Origin of the sequence: Rhodococcus globerulus, from assembly GCF_019334125.1 — a bacterium.
In the GTDB taxonomy this organism is placed as follows: Bacteria; Actinomycetota; Actinomycetes; order Mycobacteriales; family Mycobacteriaceae; genus Rhodococcus_F; species Rhodococcus_F globerula.
In genome coordinates, this window is record NZ_CP079698.1 from 4,001,680 (window position 1) to 4,021,693 (window position 20,014).

At 58.7% G+C, this 20,014-nt stretch carries 16 protein-coding genes; 6 read left to right on the forward strand and 10 right to left on the reverse strand.

Translation table 11 applies throughout. The annotated features are described in order from the left end of the window. Positions 1-119: 119 nt before the first annotated feature. The gene (locus KYT97_RS18220) at positions 120-968 is read right to left on the reverse strand and encodes a fumarylacetoacetate hydrolase family protein (protein ID WP_219110389.1); all 849 of its coding nucleotides are present in this window, start codon (positions 966-968) and stop codon (positions 120-122) included. 160 nt (positions 969-1,128) lie between these two features. Between KYT97_RS18220 and KYT97_RS18225 the strand changes: the two genes are divergently transcribed. Together KYT97_RS18225 and KYT97_RS18230 are read left to right on the forward strand one after the other, a co-directional pair. Next, positions 1,129-2,112 carry an alpha/beta fold hydrolase gene (locus KYT97_RS18225; RefSeq protein ID WP_219110390.1) on the forward strand — a complete coding sequence of 328 codons (984 nt, stop codon included), beginning with the start codon at positions 1,129-1,131 and terminating at the stop codon, positions 2,110-2,112. An 85-nt stretch (positions 2,113-2,197) separates the two neighbouring features. Beyond that, complete coding sequence (locus tag KYT97_RS18230; RefSeq protein WP_219113013.1) at positions 2,198-3,511, forward strand: YhgE/Pip domain-containing protein; 1,314 nt, start codon at positions 2,198-2,200, stop codon at positions 3,509-3,511. 14 nt (positions 3,512-3,525) lie between these two features. On the opposite strand, the gene KYT97_RS18235 is transcribed toward KYT97_RS18230, so the two are convergent. The 3 genes from KYT97_RS18235 to KYT97_RS18245 form a co-directional block, all read right to left on the reverse strand. Next, positions 3,526-4,791 carry an RNA polymerase sigma factor gene (locus KYT97_RS18235; protein WP_033233749.1) on the reverse strand — a complete coding sequence of 422 codons (1,266 nt, stop codon included), beginning with the start codon at positions 4,789-4,791 and terminating at the stop codon, positions 3,526-3,528. Positions 4,792-4,794: 3 nt separating this feature from the next. Beyond that, complete coding sequence (locus KYT97_RS18240) at positions 4,795-5,223, reverse strand: YciI family protein (protein ID WP_033233750.1); 429 nt, start codon at positions 5,221-5,223, stop codon at positions 4,795-4,797. 159 nt (positions 5,224-5,382) lie between these two features. Next, positions 5,383-5,976: a hypothetical protein gene (locus KYT97_RS18245; RefSeq protein ID WP_219110391.1), complete on the reverse strand. Its 594-nt coding sequence runs from the start codon at positions 5,974-5,976 to the stop codon at positions 5,383-5,385. Positions 5,977-6,068: 92 nt separating this feature from the next. On the opposite strand from KYT97_RS18245, the gene KYT97_RS18250 reads away from it, so the two are divergent. After that, the gene (locus KYT97_RS18250; protein WP_095887422.1) at positions 6,069-7,040 is read left to right on the forward strand and encodes an alpha/beta hydrolase; all 972 of its coding nucleotides are present in this window, start codon (positions 6,069-6,071) and stop codon (positions 7,038-7,040) included. Between the two features lie 9 nt (positions 7,041-7,049). Next, complete coding sequence (locus KYT97_RS18255; protein ID WP_245005862.1) at positions 7,050-8,114, forward strand: PucR family transcriptional regulator; 1,065 nt, start codon at positions 7,050-7,052, stop codon at positions 8,112-8,114. Between the two features lie 3 nt (positions 8,115-8,117). On the opposite strand, the gene KYT97_RS18260 is transcribed toward KYT97_RS18255, so the two are convergent. Beyond that, positions 8,118-8,792, reverse strand: a complete 675-nt coding sequence (locus KYT97_RS18260) for a TetR/AcrR family transcriptional regulator (protein ID WP_219110392.1) — start codon at positions 8,790-8,792, stop codon at positions 8,118-8,120. 139 nt (positions 8,793-8,931) lie between these two features. On the opposite strand from KYT97_RS18260, the gene KYT97_RS18265 reads away from it, so the two are divergent. Further along, positions 8,932-10,161, forward strand: coding sequence for an oxygenase MpaB family protein (locus tag KYT97_RS18265; protein ID WP_033233753.1), 1,230 nt, complete (start codon positions 8,932-8,934; stop codon positions 10,159-10,161). 38 nt (positions 10,162-10,199) lie between these two features. Here the strand turns inward: KYT97_RS18265 and KYT97_RS18270 are convergent, their stop codons facing one another. Beyond that, on the reverse strand, positions 10,200-11,801 hold the full coding sequence (locus tag KYT97_RS18270; protein WP_219110393.1) for a GTPase domain-containing protein: 1,602 nt from the start codon (positions 11,799-11,801) through the stop codon (positions 10,200-10,202). After that, positions 11,798-15,640, reverse strand: coding sequence for a GTPase (locus KYT97_RS18275; RefSeq protein ID WP_219110394.1), 3,843 nt, complete (start codon positions 15,638-15,640; stop codon positions 11,798-11,800). Before KYT97_RS18275 ends, KYT97_RS18270 begins: the two co-directional genes overlap by 4 nt. A gap of 518 nt (positions 15,641-16,158) precedes the next feature. On the opposite strand from KYT97_RS18275, the gene KYT97_RS18280 reads away from it, so the two are divergent. Beyond that, a complete protein-coding gene (locus KYT97_RS18280; protein ID WP_219110395.1) occupies positions 16,159-16,761 on the forward strand; it encodes a DUF4304 domain-containing protein in 603 nt (200 codons plus the stop codon). A 2-nt stretch (positions 16,762-16,763) separates the two neighbouring features. On the opposite strand, the gene KYT97_RS18285 is transcribed toward KYT97_RS18280, so the two are convergent. From KYT97_RS18285 to KYT97_RS18295, 3 genes are all read right to left on the reverse strand, one after another. Then, a complete protein-coding gene (locus tag KYT97_RS18285) occupies positions 16,764-17,921 on the reverse strand; it encodes a glutamate--cysteine ligase 2 (RefSeq protein WP_141486884.1) in 1,158 nt (385 codons plus the stop codon). 56 nt (positions 17,922-17,977) lie between these two features. Beyond that, on the reverse strand, positions 17,978-18,247 hold the full coding sequence (locus tag KYT97_RS18290; RefSeq protein WP_045065664.1) for a DUF7218 family protein: 270 nt from the start codon (positions 18,245-18,247) through the stop codon (positions 17,978-17,980). 141 nt (positions 18,248-18,388) lie between these two features. Next, complete coding sequence (locus KYT97_RS18295) at positions 18,389-20,002, reverse strand: purine-cytosine permease family protein (protein ID WP_141486885.1); 1,614 nt, start codon at positions 20,000-20,002, stop codon at positions 18,389-18,391. Positions 20,003-20,014 lie beyond the last annotated feature (12 nt).

A 20,014-nucleotide genomic window follows, 5' to 3' on the forward strand; every position in this document is an offset into this window, starting at 1 on the left:
CGGCATCAAAACTGCAGCTAGAGCATGGTTTGCCGGCCTTCTCCATGTGCCCGAGACACAAAATGGCCGCGCCGGAGGTTGTTCACCTCCGGCGCGGCCATTGCGCAGATCTGAAGCCTCTAGACGACCCTGAGATCGAAGGTATGCCGCATCTCGCCGATACCTTCCACGTATGTCTTCAGCGTGTCACCCGCTCCGAGCAGCACCTTCGGGTTGCGGCTGAAGCCGACACCTGCCGGCGTACCGGTGAAGATCGCGTCGCCCGGCAGAAGTGGCACGATGCGGGACAGGTACTCGATAACTTCCGGAATCGTGAAGATCATGTCGCTGGTGCGACTCTTCTGCATCAAGGTGCCGTTGATCGAGCATCCCAGCTCGAGGTCATCCGGATTCTCGAATTCATCGGGTGAGACCAAGACCGGCCCCATCGGACTGAAACCTGGGAACGACTTCGCCAGACCGAACTGCTGCGGTGCGGTACCTCGCCACTGTGTGTGCCGTTCGGACAGATCCTGGCCCACGGTCAGTCCTGCTACATGACCCCATGCATCCGCGGCACTCACGTTCTCCGCCCGCCTACCGATCACCGCGACAAGTTCGGTCTCGAAATCGACAGCGCCCTCCGGCAACAGAATCTTGCCGTGTGGACCGGCCACCGACGCCGGAAACTTCCCGAATACCACCGGTATCTCGGGGATCTCCAGGCCGGACTCCACTGCATGGTCCCGGTAGTTCAAGCCGATGGCAAAGATCTGCGGCGGCAACGGCACCGGGCTTCCCAACGCCGAGTTGTCGATCTTCACGTCAGGAGTGCCCTCGAACCCACTCGCCCAGTGCGTGAACTCATCCCACCGCGAGTAGAGGCTTTGCACGTCGGAGGAGAAGGTCCCGTTGCTGGCAATTTCGATATCAACAGCACCGGCGTCCATTCCAAGACAAGCCCGGCCCGATAAGTTGTAAATACGCATAGCGAACTACCTTTCGAAGAATAGTGACAAACGCCGAGGCGCACATTTCCCGAACCTAACGGCGATCTCAAGTACAGCTCCCGACAAGTCGGCAATTAGACAGCCCACAGCTTGGGTACCCCTGACCTTGCGCACCCTGCCGGCCGGGAGGAGCAACACCATGAAACTCAACTCGCGAATCGTGGCGTCACTTGCAGCTTGCACATTGTTCTTGGGCGGATGCTCGGATTCGCCCAGTACGGATGTCAGTACAGCTACTGGTACTCCTGGAAACGGCGACTTCGCTGGACTGGTGGACATCGGTGACGGCCGCAGCATGTATTTGACGTGTAAGGGGACCGGATCGCCCACGGTCGTGTTCGTGTCCGGTCGAACCGATCGCGCAGATGTCTGGAAAACCGTCGCAGATCCGAATCCGACCGAAACTGCAGTTTTCGACGGCGTGGCCGAGACGACCCGGGTGTGCGCTTACGACCGCCCCGGAACTGTCACCATAACCGGCGAGCAAGTAGACGCAAGCCGTTCCACTCCGGTCCCCCAGCCCACTACCGCCGAAGACGGAATGCGCGACCTTCACGCTTTGCTGAGTGCGGCCGACGTTCCCGGCCCCTATGTCCTGGTCGCTCACTCCTGGGGTGGCTTGATCGCTCGGCTCTATGCCGACACCTATCCGACCGACGTCGACGGTCTGGTCCTCGTGGATACCCTCACCGAACTTCTCTACGACGGCCTGACTCCACAAGAGCAGCAGTGGTGGCTCACGCTCAACAGCAATTACTCTCCTGATCTCGAACCGTACAACCAGGAGAAGAGCAATTTGGAACCCAGCTTCCAATCACTACGCGACGCAGGCGATCCCCCTCCGATGCCCGTTGGGATCCTTGTCTCCGATCAACCGTTCGACCTTGAACCACTCTCGGCTGCAGGTGAATTGCCACCAGGGATACCTGTCGATTTCGGTCCGACGATATTCGCGGCCCACATTGCCGGACAGCAGGCTCTGGCCGAACGTCTACACGCACACCTCGATCTGGACACCGATGCCGGCCACTACGTCCACACCGAGCAGCCCGCACTCACGACCGATGCAATCGACGAAGTTGTTGATGCTGCTCGAACAAATCCGGATCAGTGGTTTTCCTGAAGAACGTCAAGGACGGCAGCACCACACCTTTGCCTCTACGCTCAGTCACACACTGTCCGTGCACGAGAAAGCCGGTCGACTGACGATGAGCACACACGACACGCCATCCGCCCGTTCAGTTCTGCACACACCGCGATTCTGGCTGGCACCGGTGATCGTTGTGCTGTTGCTGATGTCGGCGCTCGCTGCGCTGTATATGGGCGGAATCCTCGACCCCAAGAAGCATCTGGACGAGTTCCCGATCGCTCTGGTGAACGAAGATGTCGGCGGTACCTTGCCCGGAAGCGATCCCGCTGCAGTCGAGAACTTCGGAAACGACATCGCCGCCGCGCTCGAAAACGGGATCGATCCCGAGAAAATCGACTTACAGCAGCTCAGTCTCATCGAATCGCAATCACGACTCAGCTCCGGGACGCTCTACGGCTCCATCGTCATCCCCCGCGACTTCACCCAGCAGACAATAGCTCTGGCGCAGGGAAGCGTCGCCGCCACAGAGGTGCAACAACCGATCATCACCATCTACACCAATCCACGAGCCGGTTCCATCTCCGCGTCGCTGGTGCAGTCGATCGGGACAACTGCCCTGGAGCCGGTCAACAAGAACATGGGTGAGCAACTCACCACGCTTGTCACACAACAATTGCAGGCAGATGGTACCGGAATGCAGCTGTCCGGCGCCAGTCGACTTCTCCTCGAAAATCCGGTGAATGTTCTTACGGTCGCGCATGATCCGCTTCCCGACGGTACAGGATTCGGTCTTGTCGCTTTCTATTTCGCCCTACTGCTGGTCCTCGCCGGATTCACCGGAGCGACAGTCGTCAATTCCCTGGTAGACGGAATGCTCGGCTACGCACCCACCGAGTTCGGTCCCCTGTTCGTACAGAACGACGTAGTCGGGATCAATAGATTTCAAACACTTCTCATAAAATGGGGCTTCATGATCGTGCTGTCCGGTGTGGTGTCCGGACTGTTCCAGTTGATCAGCCGCACCCTCGGAATGCCTGTCACACAAGGCTTTGCCTTGTGGGCATACGGCACCCTCGTGATCATCGCGGTCGGAGTCACCGCCATGTCGGTGATGGCGGCGTTCGGCTCGCTCGGCATGCTGATCAACCTGTTCGTCTTTGTCATCCTCGCCCTGCCATCGTCCGGTGGCACGATTCCGCTCGAAGCAAGCCCCGGCCTCTACTCCTGGCTTGCGCAGTTCGAACCGATGCACCAGATCTACATGGGCACCCGCGCAATCCTGTTCTTCGGCGCCCACGGCGACGCCGGCCTGACCCACGCAATCTGGATGACGTTGCTCGGCCTGGCAATCGGACTGGTGCTCGGATTTGTTGTCACACGCCTCTACGATCGGAAAGGCTACGAACGAACCCATCGCGCAAAAACAGCCTGAAGCAGTTCCCGCGCTCAGGTTTGCCGGTCACGAAGTGCGTCCGCCTTGGCGATGAGCACCGCCTTCTCACGTTCGTTTCCGGCCAAACGAGCGGCCTCGAGCAGTTCGGTACGAGCTTCCTCGGTTCGCCCGAGCCTGCCGAGCAACTCACCCCGAACACTGGGCAGCAGGTGATATCCGGCAAGTTCACCGGAAGCAACAAGCTTGTCGACGAACTCGAGAGCAGGCGCCGGACCGTATGCCATCGATACCGCTGCAGCATGGTTGAGATCCACGACCGGCGATGGGGCAAGCTGTTGCAGCGCCTCGTACAGCAGCACGATCTTCTTCCAGTCCGTTTCTTCGAAAGTTGCTGCTCGTGCATGACATTCGGCAATCCCAGCTTGCAGTCCGTAAGGCCCTCGACCACGCCCGACGTCGTCCGCCCTCGCCAAAGCAACCAGACCGCGGGTGATCTGGGTCCGATCCCACCGCGCCCGATCCTGATCCGACAGCAATATCGGTTCACCGTCGGCGGTGGTGCGTGCGCCAAATCGTGATGCCGACAGCTCCATCAACGCAACCAGCCCGTGTGCTTCCGGTTCCCGCGGAACAAGTTCCGCAAGAATTCTCGTCAGCCGCAATGCTTCACTGCTGAGGTCGGTCCGCATCCACTCGGTTCCCGAACTGGCGGCATAGCCCTCGTTGAAAATCAGATACAGCACGCCGAGAACAGCGCTCAACCGACTCGGGAACTCATCCCGCGGAGGCACTTCGAAGACCACCTTCGCCGCCGTCAGCGTCTTCTTCGCACGCACTATCCGCTGCTGCATCGTTGCGGTTGGCACAAGGAACGCCTTTGCGATTTCCTCCGTCGTCAAGCCTCCGACCACGCGAAGAGTCAATGCCACCTGAGCTTTTCGATTCAAGACCGGATGACAGGCCATGAAAATCAACCGAAGAACATCATCGTCGATGCGATCCGGATCCCAACCGTCTTCGTCGAACCGATTCGCATCGTTGTCGAGCTCACGCGCAAAGTGCGCGTATCGCTCGTCGAGGCGTTCTCGTCGACGCCACCCGTCGATGGCGCGCCGCGTGGCGACGGAGGTCAGCCATGCTGCCGGATTGCGGGGAATGCCCGTGGCAGGCCACTGCTCGATCGCTTCGAGCAGTGCCTGCCCCGCAACATCTTCGGCAAGATCCAAATCACCGACAGTACGAGTGAGTGCGGCGACGATCTTCGCGCCGTCAATGCGCCACACCGCATCGACGGCGTTCCTCACCGCATCATCAGTCACGACTCAGCTCGAGACAGGGCGATCAGTACCCAACTCTTCACGCCAGCCGGCTTCCTTCTGGATGTACTCGTTGCTCTGGTCGAAATCTTCCATCTCCGAAACGCGGCGAACCTCGAGCTTGCTGCCCGGTCCAAGGGGGCAGCGCTTGGCCCACTCCAGGGCCTCGTCCTTGGTGGAGGTCTGAAGGATCCAGAAGCCCGAGAACAGCTCCTTGGTCTCGCCGTACGGACCGTCGGACACGAGCGGCGGATCGGATTCGAAATCGACGATGAATCCCTCCTCCATCGCCAGGCCCTCACCTGCGAGGAGGACTCCCGCCTTGATCAGGGACTCGTTGTACTGGCCCATCGCGGCGATAATTTCGTCGAAATCCATGTCCTTCGACGCTTCGATGGCTTCGTCGGTGGACCGCATGATCAGCATGTACTTCATGGGAATCTCCTTCGTTTGTGGACCGCTCATTCGGTCCCTCTGTCTATACGTCGAACGGCAAAGACACCGATCGACAAACTTCCGAAACTAATTTTCGAAGGACAAGTCCGCCGGTCGAATACGTTGCCCACGGTATCGGCAGAAGGGTCGTCGGGCAGCTCAGAAGTCGAGAAATCCCGGCACGACTTCATCGGCGAGCCCGGTCGCGTCAGCGCTCCCGTAGAAATACACCGAGCCGTAGCCGAACAGGTACTCCTCCACGAACTCGGATTGCGGCTCGGCAACCACCGGCCACCCCTCTTCATTGATCTGGAACAGGAAGCGATGCCCGTCCGCCTCGACGGCATTGGCATACGACGGTTCATTTTGTATGAGTACGGGTTGCGGCGCGATCAGTACCAACGGCGTCACCTCGTCGTCTGCGGGAAGATTGATCAACGCCGCGCTCCCCAGGCCCTCATGACTGCCGGCGGATTCCGCACTTCGTGATGACGGCGGGTGCAGGACTGCCCTGACCCCGATGTCCGGGTATTCGAGGTCGTCGTCGCCGATGGAAAAACCTCGACGGATGAAGACCGAAAGCTCTCGCGCACCGAGCCACGGCGCCGTGTGTGCCCCGAGCGTCAAGAGATACTCATGCGTCCGCAGAATCGTCTGTCCGCCGAAGACCTGCGGCGGGCGTCCACCGATCCTGGACCCACCGTCCGAATCGCTCCAACCCACCCCGAGATGTACTCTGCCCACCAGCGTCATCCTAGGCAGATCCGACGGGCGTCGGATGAAGGTCCGACAATTCCCTACAAGTCGCTGGTGACGTGAGACACACCGCACTCGATGATGGGTGCATGACAACATTCCCCACTCTCGACCCCGAACTCGCCGCAGCGGTCACGATGCTCCCGAAGGTCACCTTCGCCGACCTACCCACCGCGCGGGCAAACTACGACTCCCTAATTGGCACCATGTTGGCTGACCTGTCGTTCGACGGAGTCACGCTTCGCGAACTATCTGCTCCCGGAATCGACGACGATCCCGAGGTCGCCATTCGCTTCTTCACTCCGGCTGCCGCCACAGGTCCGATCCCCGTACTTCTCTGGATCCACGGCGGCGGATTCGCCATCGGCACAGCCGAATCCACTGATCCATTTTGCGTTGAGGTTGCGCGAGAACTCGGATTTGCCGTAGCCAATGTCGAGTACCGGCTCGCCCCGGAAACCCCTTTCCCCGGCCCCGTGAACGACTGCTACGCCGCGCTCACCTACATCCACGCACACGCCGAAGAATTGGGAATCGATCCCAGCCGCATCGCCGTCGGTGGCCAGAGCGCCGGCGGTGGACTTGCCGCCGGAACAGTGCTGAAAGCCCGAGATGAGGGCGTTGTGCCCGTCGCATTTCAACTTCTCGAGATCCCAGAACTCGACGACCGGCTGACAACGGTGTCGATGACAAACTTCGTCGACACTCCGCTGTGGAACCGCCCAAACGCGATCCTTTCGTGGCAGTACTACCTCGGCGAATCGTATTCGGGGCCCGAAGACCCTGATGTATCCATCTATGCCGCGCCCTCGCGGGCCACCGATCTCCGAGGATTGCCCCCGACCTACCTGTGCACCATGGAGCTCGACCCACTCCGCGACGAAGGAATCGAGTACGCCCTTCGCCTACTCCAGGCGGGTGTCAGCGTCGAACTCCACTCCTTCCCCGGCACCTTTCACGGTTCTGGTCTCGTCACAACCGCAGAGGTAACCAAACGAAGCAGCGCCGAGGCGTTCAGCGCACTGCAGCGAGGCTTGCGCGCGTTGTCACCAGTCTCGTAGCTTTGCAAGATGCAAGGTTTGATGTACCGGCTTGCCGAGCTCGACGCAAACTCGGCAGGCCTGGTACGAGTCATCGACTACTTCGACACCCTCGTTCGTCACGGCGCGGACACAGCGTCGCTTCTCCGCGCGAGCGCCCAGTTGGCAGATTGTGTTGCGGGCATCGAGATTGTCGAACACGGCCGAAGCAAGAAGAATCTACGCCGTTGTGACCCTCACGGCCGTTGGTCACCAGAACCCCAGCTCACCCCAAGCATCATCAGAGACATCACCGTCGACGACGAAGTTCTCGGCACAGTTTGGATCGAGCGCCGGGGCACAGACTTGCCACTCGACGAGATGCTCGTCGACCGGATGGCGCTGACCGCCTCGATAATCTTGCGGCCTCGACGCTTACTGACCGAAGCCGAACACACTCACAATCTACTTTTCCCGATGGACGAACTAGCGGTACTGACCTCATGCGCGGGTCTCGGCCTCGACCCCGCCGCTTCAGTGCGCGTCATCGCATCCACCACCAATGATATTGCGCGCCTACAATTCTCGAAGGATTCGACGCCGGGTCGAGCTACTGGAATCGAAGTGGACGGCGAATACCTGAATCTCGTGACGTGTTCATTCATCTCGTTGGCAGAATTCTCCGAAATCGCAAAAGTGATGCCTGTCCGGGCCGGAATATCTTTGGCGGCTGCCGCTTGCGAAATACACACACTTATCGGCACGGCGCGATTCGCCCGCAGTCAATCATCGCCCACCACACCGATTGTGAATGCAGACGATCTCGGCGCTCTCAACCTCCTGGCACCGGGCATAAAGATCGATCACACCCGAATTCCGGACCTGGTTCGCGCCAGAGAGTTCCGCGAAACCAAGGACGGGACCGAACTGCTGGAAACACTGAGAATGTACCTGCGATCCGGCACACTGAGAGCCGCGGCCGACTGCCTGCACCTTCACCACAGTAGCGTCGCTCACCGCTTGGCGAAGCTTTCCCACCACATCGGATTCCATGTCGACACCATCGAAAATCGTGCTCGTGCAACAGCAATGATGATGGTGCTCGACGCCATGTAGATGCTAATGGCCGTCTTCAGAACACTGCGTTTTGATCATCGGCACGAGGAATTGCCGTGCTAGTGCCTCCATCTGCGCATCGTCATGAAGGTTGACGGCCTCGCTGGGAATCATCAGAAAGGAAGCCGTCACTCGGACGAACATCTCGGCCACGAGATCAACATCCACCTCGTCCGCGATAGTGCCCGCGCCCTGTTCCCTGCGGAGTTGCGAAGCAACGAACTGCCGCACCATTGCGAGCGTTCGTCCGTTATCGCCGACGATCGATCCATGTACGTGCGGGCCGGCGTCGATGAGCGCCGAGATCAGTGCATTGTTGGAAATCGCACGCAGCGAGCTCACGAACCCCAGAACTATTCGATCATCCACCGTCTCCGCGAGCTCGATATCAACGAGAAATTGTTCGAAGTATGTGCGGAACTCCCGGAGAACAACCTGCTCGACGAGCGAATCCTTGGTGGCAAATTTCCGGTAGACGGTGATTCGGGACAGGTTGGCGGAGCGGGCCACGTCCTCCATCGACGTGCGCTGAATTCCCACTTTGCAGAACTGTTCGTGGGCCGCATCGAGTAGCCGGATACGAGAGCGATCTTCCTTGCCTGGAGCTTCGCCTGTTATCACACTCCCGAGGGACGTAATCGATTCCAAGGCAGACGAATTGGGATCCTTGCGGGTCACATGCACTCCTTCTTGCCACGAGGGTGCGCAGGTGGAAAATCAGACAAAACACTTGTGGCGCCCATCACGCTATGCTACCAATGATACGGAGATACATGATTTGTTTCATTGCTTCATCGGACTAACCGGGAGTAACGACATGGACGATCTCAGTAGGCGCAATGTGTTGAGAGTTGGCGGCACACTCGGAGCACTCGGCGCACTCAGCGCGCTCGCAGCACCAGCCAGTGCGCAGCCGTGGCACTGGTCACCAGCGGGTTCGGTGCCAGGAACCGGGAACGGTGCAGATCCGAGACAAACATGGGACACCCAAGCGGACCCGCTCGTGGCATCTCTCCTCGACCGAGGTGACGTTCCAAAGGTCAACGAACTCTTGCGCACCTGGAAGAAGAACGGTCAGCCGCTGCCAGCGGGACTTCCGTCCGACCTCCGCGAATTCATGGAACAAGCGCGGCAGCTACCGTCGTGGACCGATCAGAACAAGCTCGCGGCGGCCGTGCGGTTCAATGAGAAACGAGGTCTCTACCTCGGTGTTCTCTATGGCTTCGCCAGCGGAATGATGAGCACTGTCATCCCCAAAGAGGCGTTGGCAGTGTATTACTCCAAAGGCGGAGCGAACATGAAGAATCGCATCTCGAAAACCGCAAAGTTGGGATACGACATCGGTTCTCGCAACGCATTTCAGGCTGACGGCGAGATGATTGTCACCTCCGTCAAGACCAGACTGGTACATGCCGCGGTGCGGCACCTGCTGCCTCAATCTCCGCACTGGACGCACATGGCGCCGGAGGACGTTCCGATCAGTCAGCACGACATGATGGTCACCTGGCACAGTTTGCCGACTACCGCGATGCGAAACCTGAACGCGTGGAACGTGAAAGTCCCCACCGACGAGTCCGACGGATTTCTGCATTCGTGGCAACTGAGCGCTCATCTTCTCGGTATCGAGGATCAGTACATTCCCGCTACGTGGAACGACGCGGAATCTCAAGCCACACAAGTGCTGGACCCGATCTTGGCTCCCACCCCCGAGGGAATCAAGCTCGCCGACATTCTTCTCGATCTGGGTGCGGGCCTCGATTTCACACTTCTCACTCGGCCCATCCTCGGCGCGTTGACTCGCTTCATGCTGGGCAACGAAATAGCCAACTGGCTCAATATTCCGCGCGAACCCGTGTGGAGCACTCTCCTGGAAACGGCATGGGGTCCATTCGTGAAGGTACGGGAAGGGCTCCTTCCCGTACCCCTTGCACCACATGCCTACTGGACCTTCGACGAACTACTCCGACAGTTCGTTCTGCTCTACATGTCCGAACTTCGACCGATCAGCATCGAGATTCCCGAGTTCAACAACCCGAATTACCGCTGAGAGTTGATTTTCGCCGACCGAGCAGTTCGAGAAGCCTGTTACAGCAGATTTTCCGCCTCCTCAATTGCGGCGGCCAACTTCTTGGCGGAATCACGCAGCGCATCGGACAGTTCAGCGTGAACGGCGGCGGCGTCGATTTCAGCCTTGGCTCCGGCAAGAACTGCAGCCCACGAAGCGAGCGCAAGCTCGTTTGCTTCCGTAGTAAATTTTTCCTCGCGAGCCCTGTTCGCTTGTTCCTGAACTGCCAGTGCCTTATTCGACCGCGCACCGTCGATCGAATTGACGATCTCGACAGCGAGCGGCAACAACGCGGAAGCTAGGGCGACTCCCTTGGCGAGTGAGCCGACGTCACCGCCAGTCTTCACAATCGCCGCAGCTCGGCCTGCGGCCTTTTTCGAAGATGCCCCTCTTTGACTGCGCTCGAAGTCGCGCAGACCGCCGATCAGCAATGGTCCGAATTTGCTGACATATGGGGCTAACGCGTCGGGATGTCCGTCCACTGCCGGCTCGGCAGCCGCCGCAACTTCAGACGCGAGCGCCTCCAAGTTCGCCCATGAGGGCTCTTTGCGCTGCCGCTCATCAGTTCTCGCCACATCCTGAAGCAGACGATCAAGTTCTCGCGTGTGTTTCCTGTACCAATCATTGAGTGCCGACTGCAAGTCTTCGGCAACGACTGCCGAGTCTTGCTCTCCAGCGGCAAAGACCTGCCGGACAGCTTTACCCACCACTCCACGTAGGTCCGCCTTGGCATCACGATCGACGTCATGGAGCGAACTCGCCCACTGCTCAAGGCGAGCTGACGCCGCATCGGCTTGTTCAATGAGCGGTCCGGATTCGGCACGCTGGATTTTCAAGTCGGCCAGTGTGCGCATTAGCGCCTGGCGCCAGTACCGCTGCTCAGTTGAAGCCCGCAGCGCAACGATGTCACCCGACGCAACAGTCTTGATCGCCGTCGCCAGCCCATCCATACCGTCCCAGTCACGCGAATCGTCCCAGACATCTGAATCGACATCTCTTGCCGCTCCCGCCATCTGAGCAAAATCCTGCGACACCACATGCATCGGATATTCCGACGAAAGTTTCAGCGAGCTGCCAAGTTCCGCCCTTTTTCTCGACGCCAATCGCTGATATCCGTCGAGGTCATCGTCTGGATCGATACCAGCTTCGTCAAATCTGGAGATGACGAACCACAGATTTGCCGCGCTCCACCCGCCCGCAACTACCTCGCGAAGCAAATCGAATTCACCGGTGGCCAATTGTGGTGTGAGGGTGACGATCGCGATATCAGTGGTACTAATCGCCTCTCTCGCAAGTTCCGTATTCAGTGCGCCGCGGGCATCGTCTGCGCCGATCGCCAGCCCTGGCGTATCACGCAACAGGCAGCCAGCGAGTTCCACACCGTTCACGCCAAAAGTTTCGTGCCGAGCACTGATCGTCAACCACTCTGGAACTTGCACGCCGCTATCCACCAAGAGCCGGCGAATCAAGGAGCTTTTCCCCGTGTCATAAGAACCGAACACGGTGATCACAGGATTAGCCGTCGACGCAAAGTCGTGCCAGCGTTCAGCGTAGCTATCTGCGCGCGGCCCTTGCACGTTGTCCAGCCATGTTCTGACCTTCAGGATATCGATGTCATTCATTTGTCACTCCGTTCATGTTCGCGCAAATTACCGGCTCGGACAAGCAACAGTTCGAACTCCGCACACGATGCAGCCAAAGCACTCATCTCATCGTTCGCGGCTGTCTGCTCAGCCTCGAGCAACTCTTCGTAGGCTGCCAGCGCGTGCGTACATCCGAGAAGGACGGACAGCAATCCATCTTCATTTGACCCGTTCAGGATCAAGTCGATATGGGCATCTGCCGACCGAGCAATCGCGGCGTCCAACTCAGTACGCTTCTTCTCTCGACCTGACTGGGCAACTTCACCTTGGATCATCGAATTGAGGTCCATCGCCACCCCGACTGCAGCGAGGACTGGTGCTGCCTTGGCTACCTTGCCCGCCGCTTTTACTGCTCCCCAAGGCTTGAACTTGACTCCCACGCCTTTGCCGATTGCATAGATCGCATCTCGATTCCCCAATGCCTTAGCCAAGTTCGCGCCGCCCTTCGCAGCTTGTGCAAGCAAGGCGGTTCCATCTAGCGTCGGCGACTGCTTCCCGACAGCGTCAACTTCGATGATCAACCCCTCAACCGCAAACTCGGCAGATTCCAACTCACGGCCAATCGTCGACGCGTGTACACGGAACCAGTCTTCGATCTCTTTCTGTGCTTCGCGATGGAAACGTTCGATATCGGAGTTGAGTTCGGCGTCCGACTTCCACGATTCCACGGCGGCACCAATTGTGTCGAAGTCGTCCGGTCCTGCCGCACGCACCTTCTCCCTCGCCCCGTTCGCATGCGGGGCGACAATGCGACGCACGCGCTCCCGCAAGGACGCTTCCAAAAGTACGGAATCCTGCACACTATTCTTGATCGACTGCTGCACAGAAGCTCGAGCCGTAGTTTCGGACTCGAGGTCGATGAGCTTCTGTTCAATTTTGCCCCGTTCATTGAGCATTGCATTCAATGCCGTATCAAGTTGTGCGCCAGCCACACCGGATCGCCCCAACTTGGTCGAGAACGAATCAAGCATCCGAACGAGTGGCGCAACGCCATCCCAATCGCGGTGGTGGGAGTAGTCTGCGCGACTGACATCCGTACGCGCGCCGACCTCTCCGAACGGGTCACCCGAGAGCGTGTGTACATGGTTTGGGTTTACTTCGATACCACGCGAAGACAAAGCCCTGACGAGCTCCGCTTCCTTTCGACGCTTCAGCAAGAGAAAGTCTTCGGGCGCGGCGGTGGGATCGACGCCCAACTCGTCGGATCGATTGATCAGATAGATCGTTCGGCTGTTCTTTGCCACTGTGTGTCGTGTTCCGTCCACGATCTCTTGGAGTAGCGTCATATCCCCGATAAGCAGATTGACATGCAGCACAACAAGAATGAGCGAGGCATCCGCGGCGGCGGCCAGAGCTAGAGCGTCGTGGTCGCGATTGCCACTTTGAAACCCTGGAGTATCAAGCAATTCCACATGTCCGAGGTCATAGCTCTGAACCGAACTTGTTGTTGCGCTGCCTCGTACATACAGATCCTCGGGAACCGTACCGCTCATCTCCACGAGCAGTCGTTTGATCAGACTGGACTTTCCGGAACTGTAGTCTCCCAGCACTACGACTGTCGGTTTGATGCCAGCCTGATCTGAAGAGGAGCGCCCGCGCTGTGCAGCAGGATCGACCGCGTGCTCGAGATCTCGAATCAACGCGACAAGGGAGTCATTCGATGCCACCTCCCACGCGCGTGACAACGCCTGCCGTAGGCCAACCAGATCAGTGTTTTCCTGCTCGACGAACACTGGTAGACGCGATCCTTCCGAGATGCCCTCGTCGACGTCTCCGTTGTCGTGTTCGAACCAGTCTTCCCCTAGCCAAACCTTGCGAGCGAAGCTCGATCCTCCCGTTTCAGGTGCCCCGGAGCCGCTATCGGTTCGTATCGTCGCCGACCGTTCGGCGAGAACACGATCTTGCGCCCGCGCCATCACCGTCTTCACATCAATCGCTTCCGGCAATGACATCGAAAGTTCGCGGAGGTTCGCAGTCAGCTCGTCCACAGCTTTCTTGCCAGAATGCAAGGACAGCGACTCGTCGAGTAGCACTGTCAAGACCGGCCCGGCCATCTGCCAAGACAGGGCTCGGCCCTGATCCCGCAGGTCCTGCTCAATCCGATCATAGGTCTGATGAACAGCAGCCAAGGACTCACTGATGGCTTTGGATTTTGCTGCGAGACCACGCTTTTCAGTACTCGCTGCCATACGGTCGCCGGCAAAACGGCTGACAGACGACACAGCACCGAGTCCCACCGACGTAGCTACGCCTACCCAGCCCACCGGATTCCAGAAGTTGGCAACAGCGGGTAGTAGCACGACGCCTGACGCGCCGCCGGCCACCATACCTGCAAGTTGCATAGACCTAGCCAGATTGGATGTCAGCCCACCGGATGAGCCATCCAGATTTGCCGAATCGGTCAGCGAGCCTGTGAGATCCGGCTCTTCGTCAGAACTGACGAGTTGCAGTTCCCGAAGGAGGAACGATGTCTTGGACTTCCAGATGCTCCCCACAGCAGCTTGAATATCAGACATCGTGAAGACTGCTCTTTGAAAGGCATCCTGGTCGACCTGCTTACCCTCACCGAAAGCCTCCTCCACCAACTTCTTGGATCTGGCAACGGAATCCTCCCGTAGCCCTGAGAGATGGAATGCGATCAGACGGTTCATCTGCCGATCCAGAGAGCCCTCGGGACTCGCTGTGAACGTCTTGCCTCTGGCCTTTTCCAAAGCAGAGAGCAATTCCGGACTGCCGGCACCGAGAAACGCTTTTCGTTCGTCGCCTTCAATGTAACCCAACACATCAAGAAGTTGCGCGATCCGACGTTCCGCGGCCTCAATCCGTGGGTCGATCGTTTGCCTCAGTTCATCGAGTTCGCCAGCCTTTGCACCGAGCATTCCCCGCAATCCTTCTCGCAGCGACGTTCTGCGCAGATCGGACCCACCCTCGACAATCGATGCGGTTAGCAACTCCTCGAGTGCGCCGAAGTTCGACCATCGAGACAAGTACTCTGTACCGAACTTTTCGCGATCTGACAAGAAGTTCGTCTCAGCAGGGCCTTTGAACGGAGTACTTGCACGAGCAAACAAAGCGCGCCTACTCGAGATAGCAACAATTGGAGTACCCGGAAGGTCGATCTTGGACAACTCAGTTCGGATATTGTCGACGTGCTCGCGAACCCCCCGAGACAATGACTGGCGTGCCGGCTGACTGACAACCTTCGCAGGGTGACGCCAGCGCAGATTACGCACGTTCAGAACCGCGATGGCTGGTTTCCCATACGCGCGAACCCACTGCGCGACTTTCGTGAACTCCGATGCCTGTTGGCTCTGACTGTCGAAGCACAGCAGGACCACGTCGGCTATCTCGACAGCCCGTCGGGCAGTCTCCTCGAGATCAACTCGAGCCTGAGTACGCCCCCACCCATTGATGCCAGGTGTGTCCCAGAGTCGGCATCCGTGCCATTCGATTTCCGTGACGTCAGTAGTCCAATCGCTGTCGCCGGGCGACACGTGATCACCGTCGAGCTCACCGAACGCAGAGAGCAACGTGCTCTTGCCAGCGCCGGTACGGCCGAAGAAAGCGACGTTGAACGTCGACAGTGCCTTGCGCTGACCCGCGAGGTGGGTACGTAGGCCATCACCGAAACCATCCGCAAGTTCAGCGAGTTCACGCGTCAACCCTGCCTCGACTGAACCTGTCGAACCGACATCCGTTGCCTTCGCGAACTGGTCGCCGAGCGAATCAATCAGAGCGTCGAGTTTATCCAGCTCTCGCTCTCCGCTATCCACGGCCTGCTCGATTGCGTATTGAAGCGCAATTCCAGTGTTCTCCATCTTCGCCCTTCTCAGTCCACCCGGCTGCGTTACAGAAGGCGGGGAGTTTTCGAGTCGTTCACAAGTACAGATTCCGCAACAAGGTTCTAGCCGATACAACAAATTCGCGGAGTGCCACTATTCTCCGACTAGGCACGAACCGACATCAGAGAATGTCCAAACAATCATTCTTGCCCTCACCCGCACTTCAAGAATCTGAATTCCGCCTCGGACCTGAACTCTAGCTATTGAAAGTGCAGCATAGAACTCCCCACCGACATTTTGCTGCCCTCCGAGAAAACGGCTGCTGGAAACTCCCCGAAGAACGTTTATTACCACGCCAGCGCACACGAACGTGCAGCGGGATCGAGGCGAACCGACGTAAGAGGGGGTATAGATGACAACATGACGAGTGCGGAATACACGACTAGAGGAGTTTGTCCCAGGAATTGTCGAGCGTCGCTGAAGCATCCCGAAGGAAGTTCGGCTCATTGAACCCAGTCGAGAGGTACAGGCGCCTTGTCCGCGATGATGTTCGAATGGAGCAGCTAACGGCCGAGCAGTCATTTGCCGCACTCATCAAAGAGAGTGCCGTTCCGCTTCTCAAGGAGCACGGGTTCCGGAAGCAGAAACTGACCTTCAGACGGGAGCGAGACGACGTTGTCGACGTCGTCAACCTGCAACGGTCCGCGGGAAACAGTTACGAATCAATACGTTTCTACATCAATTGTGGTGTCTACTCTCCGGGCTTCGATCGAATCATCGGAAAGCCGGAACACGAGCGCCCGGCCGAGGTGGACTGCCAGTACCGACGCCGGATCGAGAACATCGCCTCCGGCATCGGACCACACGTGACCGTCGACGCAGAGACCGATATCCCCGCGACTGCTGGCATTGTGCGCGCCGCACTCACGAGCGCGCTGGAGGTGATGTGCCAGCTTCGTGGACCAGATGATATCGTCCGATTTGCATTGTCGGATATAGACTTTGACGTGTTTCGCTACCGGTTCGCGACAGGCGACAAAGCCGATGCGGATGAGCAATACCAACGAGCGCGCTACCGGTTCGGCGCAGAGCCTCGCTGGCAGCGCCTCGACGACCTGTTTCGACAAGCGTCCGCCCGCACAGTCGGTGCCGATTGACACTACGACGGCGACAGCGCGATATCCGTCTGCCGATCGCACCCTTCCGCGGTGCGACGAGCGCATTCGTCGATCACCTCGGTGATGCCGGACCGTGCCAGCGTGCGGCGTTGCACCATTGCCCCGTTACCCTGCTCGAAGACTTTCTCCAGTGAGGCAGTAACCCGCTCGAGCTCGCCGAACTCGGCCAGCATCGGCGCAACGTAATCCAGCAGTCGCCGAACCAGCTGACGCGTGGGCACCAGGCGCACGGTATCCATGTCGAGAGCTCGACCGGCAATTCCATCTCGGGCGGCCCGCCAGCACGCCGCACGCAATACCTCCTGATCGATGATCGGGGCCGGGCTGCCCGTCGCGATCTCTTTCATCACGGTGACAACAAGCGCATGTACCAGCGTGGCATACGTGATTGTCTCGTCGACTGTGGCTGGAATGTCACTGATCCGAATCTCCACGGTAGGAAGATGATCCGAGACCCGAACATCCCAATAGACCATGTGGGGGTCCAGAATGACACCCGCCTCGAGCATCGTGGCGATTGCGGCGTCGTAGTGATTCACGGACTCGAAGTACGGCGGCGGCCCGCAGCTCGGCCATCGCCCGTACATGATGTAACGCCAACTGGCATAGCCAGTATCGATGCCGGCACTGATCGGTGAGTTCGCAGTCAACGCCAAGAGCGTCGGCAACCACGGACGCAGATGGTTGATGATCCGAACGGCCTGTCTGCGGTCCTCCACACCGACATGCACATGGCAGCCACACATCACTCCCGCAGTAAGCGCCCCGAATTCACCGGCCATTCGTTGATATCTCGAGGTGTCAGTGGTCTCGTTCGGTGGTGGATCGTAGAACGGTGTTCCCACCGCCAGCAGCTGGCATCCGTCATGTGCGGCAGCGTCTGCTGCAGCGAAGCGCAGTTCACGCAGTTGATCCCGAAGGTCGCGGATATGACCCCCGATCGATGTGGCGGTCTCGACCTGACAGCGAGTGAGCTCCAATTGAAGATCGACACCGAGGTCTCTTCCTGCTGCCGCAACTTCGGTATTGCGCAACCTCGGCTGTTTGGTCAGCGGGTCGCACAGGAGGAATTCCTCCTCCACGCCCAGAGTGGGCGTGTCTAGGACGGCAGATTTATGCGGAACGGTCGTTTTTGCCATGGGGTCCTCGGCTTCGACAATTACAAACCACGGGTCTTCAACGGAAAGAACAGAATTCAGTGGTTGCGAAGTTCGTCGATCAGTTCACTTTTCTTCATCTTCGAGTACCCATGCAGGTCCAGTTCCTTTGCTCGCGTCTTCAATTCATCCACGGTCCATTCTTCGTACGAAGTGGACCGACCGCCAGTTTTAGCGACGTTCGAACGACCACGATTCGCTGCTGCGTTGGAGATCCGCGCCGCCTTCTCCTTGGAATCTCCTTTCTCGCGCAATTTCTCGTAGAGATCCTGGTCTTTGAGTTGCGGTTGCGAGTCCCTACGAGCCATCCGTCCGTCCCTTCTTCTGCTGGAGGCATGCCTGTGTCTGAGTGGATCGCTGCACTATGTCGGACCTACCCGATAAGCAGTTCCGCCAAACCGGCGAACGCAACCGCCCACCGCGCCGGGAGGGCACGGTGGGCAGAGCTTTCAGTTGGCGGAAGCCTCCGCCTCCGCTGCACGCAGGAAGCTTGGTGAATTCGACGCGCAGGCGAGACAGATCGCCTGATGTCCGGCAGACGGATCACGATCCATCTCGTAGGCGATGTAGGAGTCACCACATCGATGGCACTGCACGCGCGACTCCCACGGATCGGCTACCTCGTCGCGCGGATCGAACGGACGATCAAGAGTGAACCATCTCGGCTTCGAGAATCGGAGCGCGATCCCGTACAGCGCCGCCGCGAGGACACAGCTCACCGGGGGCGCCCAGACGGTACCGGACGTGCCGCCGAAGGCAACCATCACAATACCGACCAAAGATGATGCTCCCCAAGCGAACACCCCGGCGGGATTCACCGACGGAACGCGTCCCGGGCGAAACTCGGCGGGCGGAACGTGCGGAAATATCCCGCGGGAGGCAACAAGAATGTGAGTGAGCGCAATTGCCACCCAACTGACGATGATGACGCCTTGATAACTCAGCGCCTGAAGGATCCACGTCAGGACGTTCGTCAGCATCATCACGTAAACGACCACGGCGACGACAGCAAGCCAGAAGACCCGTGGCAGAGTGAGTTTGAATGCTCGGGCGAAGAAGTTCTGCACGTTCGTGGACGCCAGGTAGAAGTTCCCGGAGTTCACCCGAGTTTGACTCACCACCACCCACAACAGCCCCCAGAATCCCATCAGTGACACAATTCCGAGAATCGCCGATTCCTCGCTCAACGCTCCTTCGATCTCGATCGTGTGCGCGAGGAAGATGCCGACAACCGCATTCACAAAAAGGGTCATGACGTAAAAGGGTGTGCCAAAAGTGATCCGTCCGTTGAACTTCGCATCTTCGGGCCGTCCGAAGCGAGCGAAGTCCCACGCCATCATGGTGACAACCCACACTCCCATATACACCGTGTACGCAAACCACCATCCCGGAACACCGAGGTCAGCAGCGCCCTCTGGTTCATAGGTGAGCCAGTCGTTGCTGTAGCCGTATCGAACGATTGCCCAGACTACCGAGCCGACGAGTCCGACGAGATACAACGGAAGTAAGAAGCCGTTGATCTTGTCCAGCCACGTACTCACACCACGCATAGCCAGCGGCGCCTGATACACGACGACAATCAGGGCGCACAGGGCTATCGGAAGTGCAGGCAGGTACGCGTGCAGCGCACTGGCAACGATTGCACCCTCCGCCACAACGTAATACGTGATAGTGACACCGAACAGAGCAGCCGCAAAAGCAGATCCCGCTCGCCCGAAGAGCGCCCTCGAGAATAGCGAGACACTTGTTCCCGTCTTGGCTGCGTATCGTGAGACCACCGAATTGATCGCGCCGTAGCTCACGGCGGAGAGTGCGATGCCGATCAGTGTGTCGATCGTACCCACGGCAAGTGTGACGGTACTTCCGACCACAACCCAGAACATCGCGCTCATGAGCCCGAACCATGCCATCGACACCGACAGACGGCTGCTTCGCCACGAAAGCGGAACAATGTGAAGTGAATAATCCTCTGCAGCAGCGCGTTCCAGAACCTTCGGATCGTCATGGGACGATACGACCAGCGCCGGTACCTCGTTTGCACTCAAGCCCTGTGAAATAGACATGGCCAATCCTTT

What these genes read in the sequence shown, in the direction of transcription:
- KYT97_RS18275 (WP_219110394.1), bottom strand. Translation starts at nt 15,640, where the DNA reads ATGGAGAACACTGGAATTGCGCTTCAATACGCAATCGAGCAGGCCGTG.
- KYT97_RS18250 (WP_095887422.1), top strand. Translation starts at nt 6,069, where the DNA reads ATGACAACATTCCCCACTCTCGACCCCGAACTCGCCGCAGCGGTCACG.
- KYT97_RS18290 (WP_045065664.1), bottom strand. Translation starts at nt 18,247, where the DNA reads ATGGCTCGTAGGGACTCGCAACCGCAACTCAAAGACCAGGATCTCTAC.
- KYT97_RS18255 (WP_245005862.1), top strand. Translation starts at nt 7,050, where the DNA reads ATGCAAGGTTTGATGTACCGGCTTGCCGAGCTCGACGCAAACTCGGCA.
- KYT97_RS18265 (WP_033233753.1), top strand. Translation starts at nt 8,932, where the DNA reads ATGGACGATCTCAGTAGGCGCAATGTGTTGAGAGTTGGCGGCACACTC.
- KYT97_RS18225 (WP_219110390.1), top strand. Translation starts at nt 1,129, where the DNA reads ATGAAACTCAACTCGCGAATCGTGGCGTCACTTGCAGCTTGCACATTG.
- KYT97_RS18285 (WP_141486884.1), bottom strand. Translation starts at nt 17,921, where the DNA reads ATGGCAAAAACGACCGTTCCGCATAAATCTGCCGTCCTAGACACGCCC.
- KYT97_RS18240 (WP_033233750.1), bottom strand. Translation starts at nt 5,223, where the DNA reads ATGAAGTACATGCTGATCATGCGGTCCACCGACGAAGCCATCGAAGCG.
- KYT97_RS18220 (WP_219110389.1), bottom strand. Translation starts at nt 968, where the DNA reads ATGCGTATTTACAACTTATCGGGCCGGGCTTGTCTTGGAATGGACGCC.
- KYT97_RS18230 (WP_219113013.1), top strand. Translation starts at nt 2,198, where the DNA reads ATGAGCACACACGACACGCCATCCGCCCGTTCAGTTCTGCACACACCG.
- KYT97_RS18280 (WP_219110395.1), top strand. Translation starts at nt 16,159, where the DNA reads ATGGAGCAGCTAACGGCCGAGCAGTCATTTGCCGCACTCATCAAAGAG.
- KYT97_RS18245 (WP_219110391.1), bottom strand. Translation starts at nt 5,976, where the DNA reads ATGACGCTGGTGGGCAGAGTACATCTCGGGGTGGGTTGGAGCGATTCG.
- KYT97_RS18295 (WP_141486885.1), bottom strand. Translation starts at nt 20,002, where the DNA reads ATGTCTATTTCACAGGGCTTGAGTGCAAACGAGGTACCGGCGCTGGTC.
- KYT97_RS18270 (WP_219110393.1), bottom strand. Translation starts at nt 11,801, where the DNA reads ATGAATGACATCGATATCCTGAAGGTCAGAACATGGCTGGACAACGTG.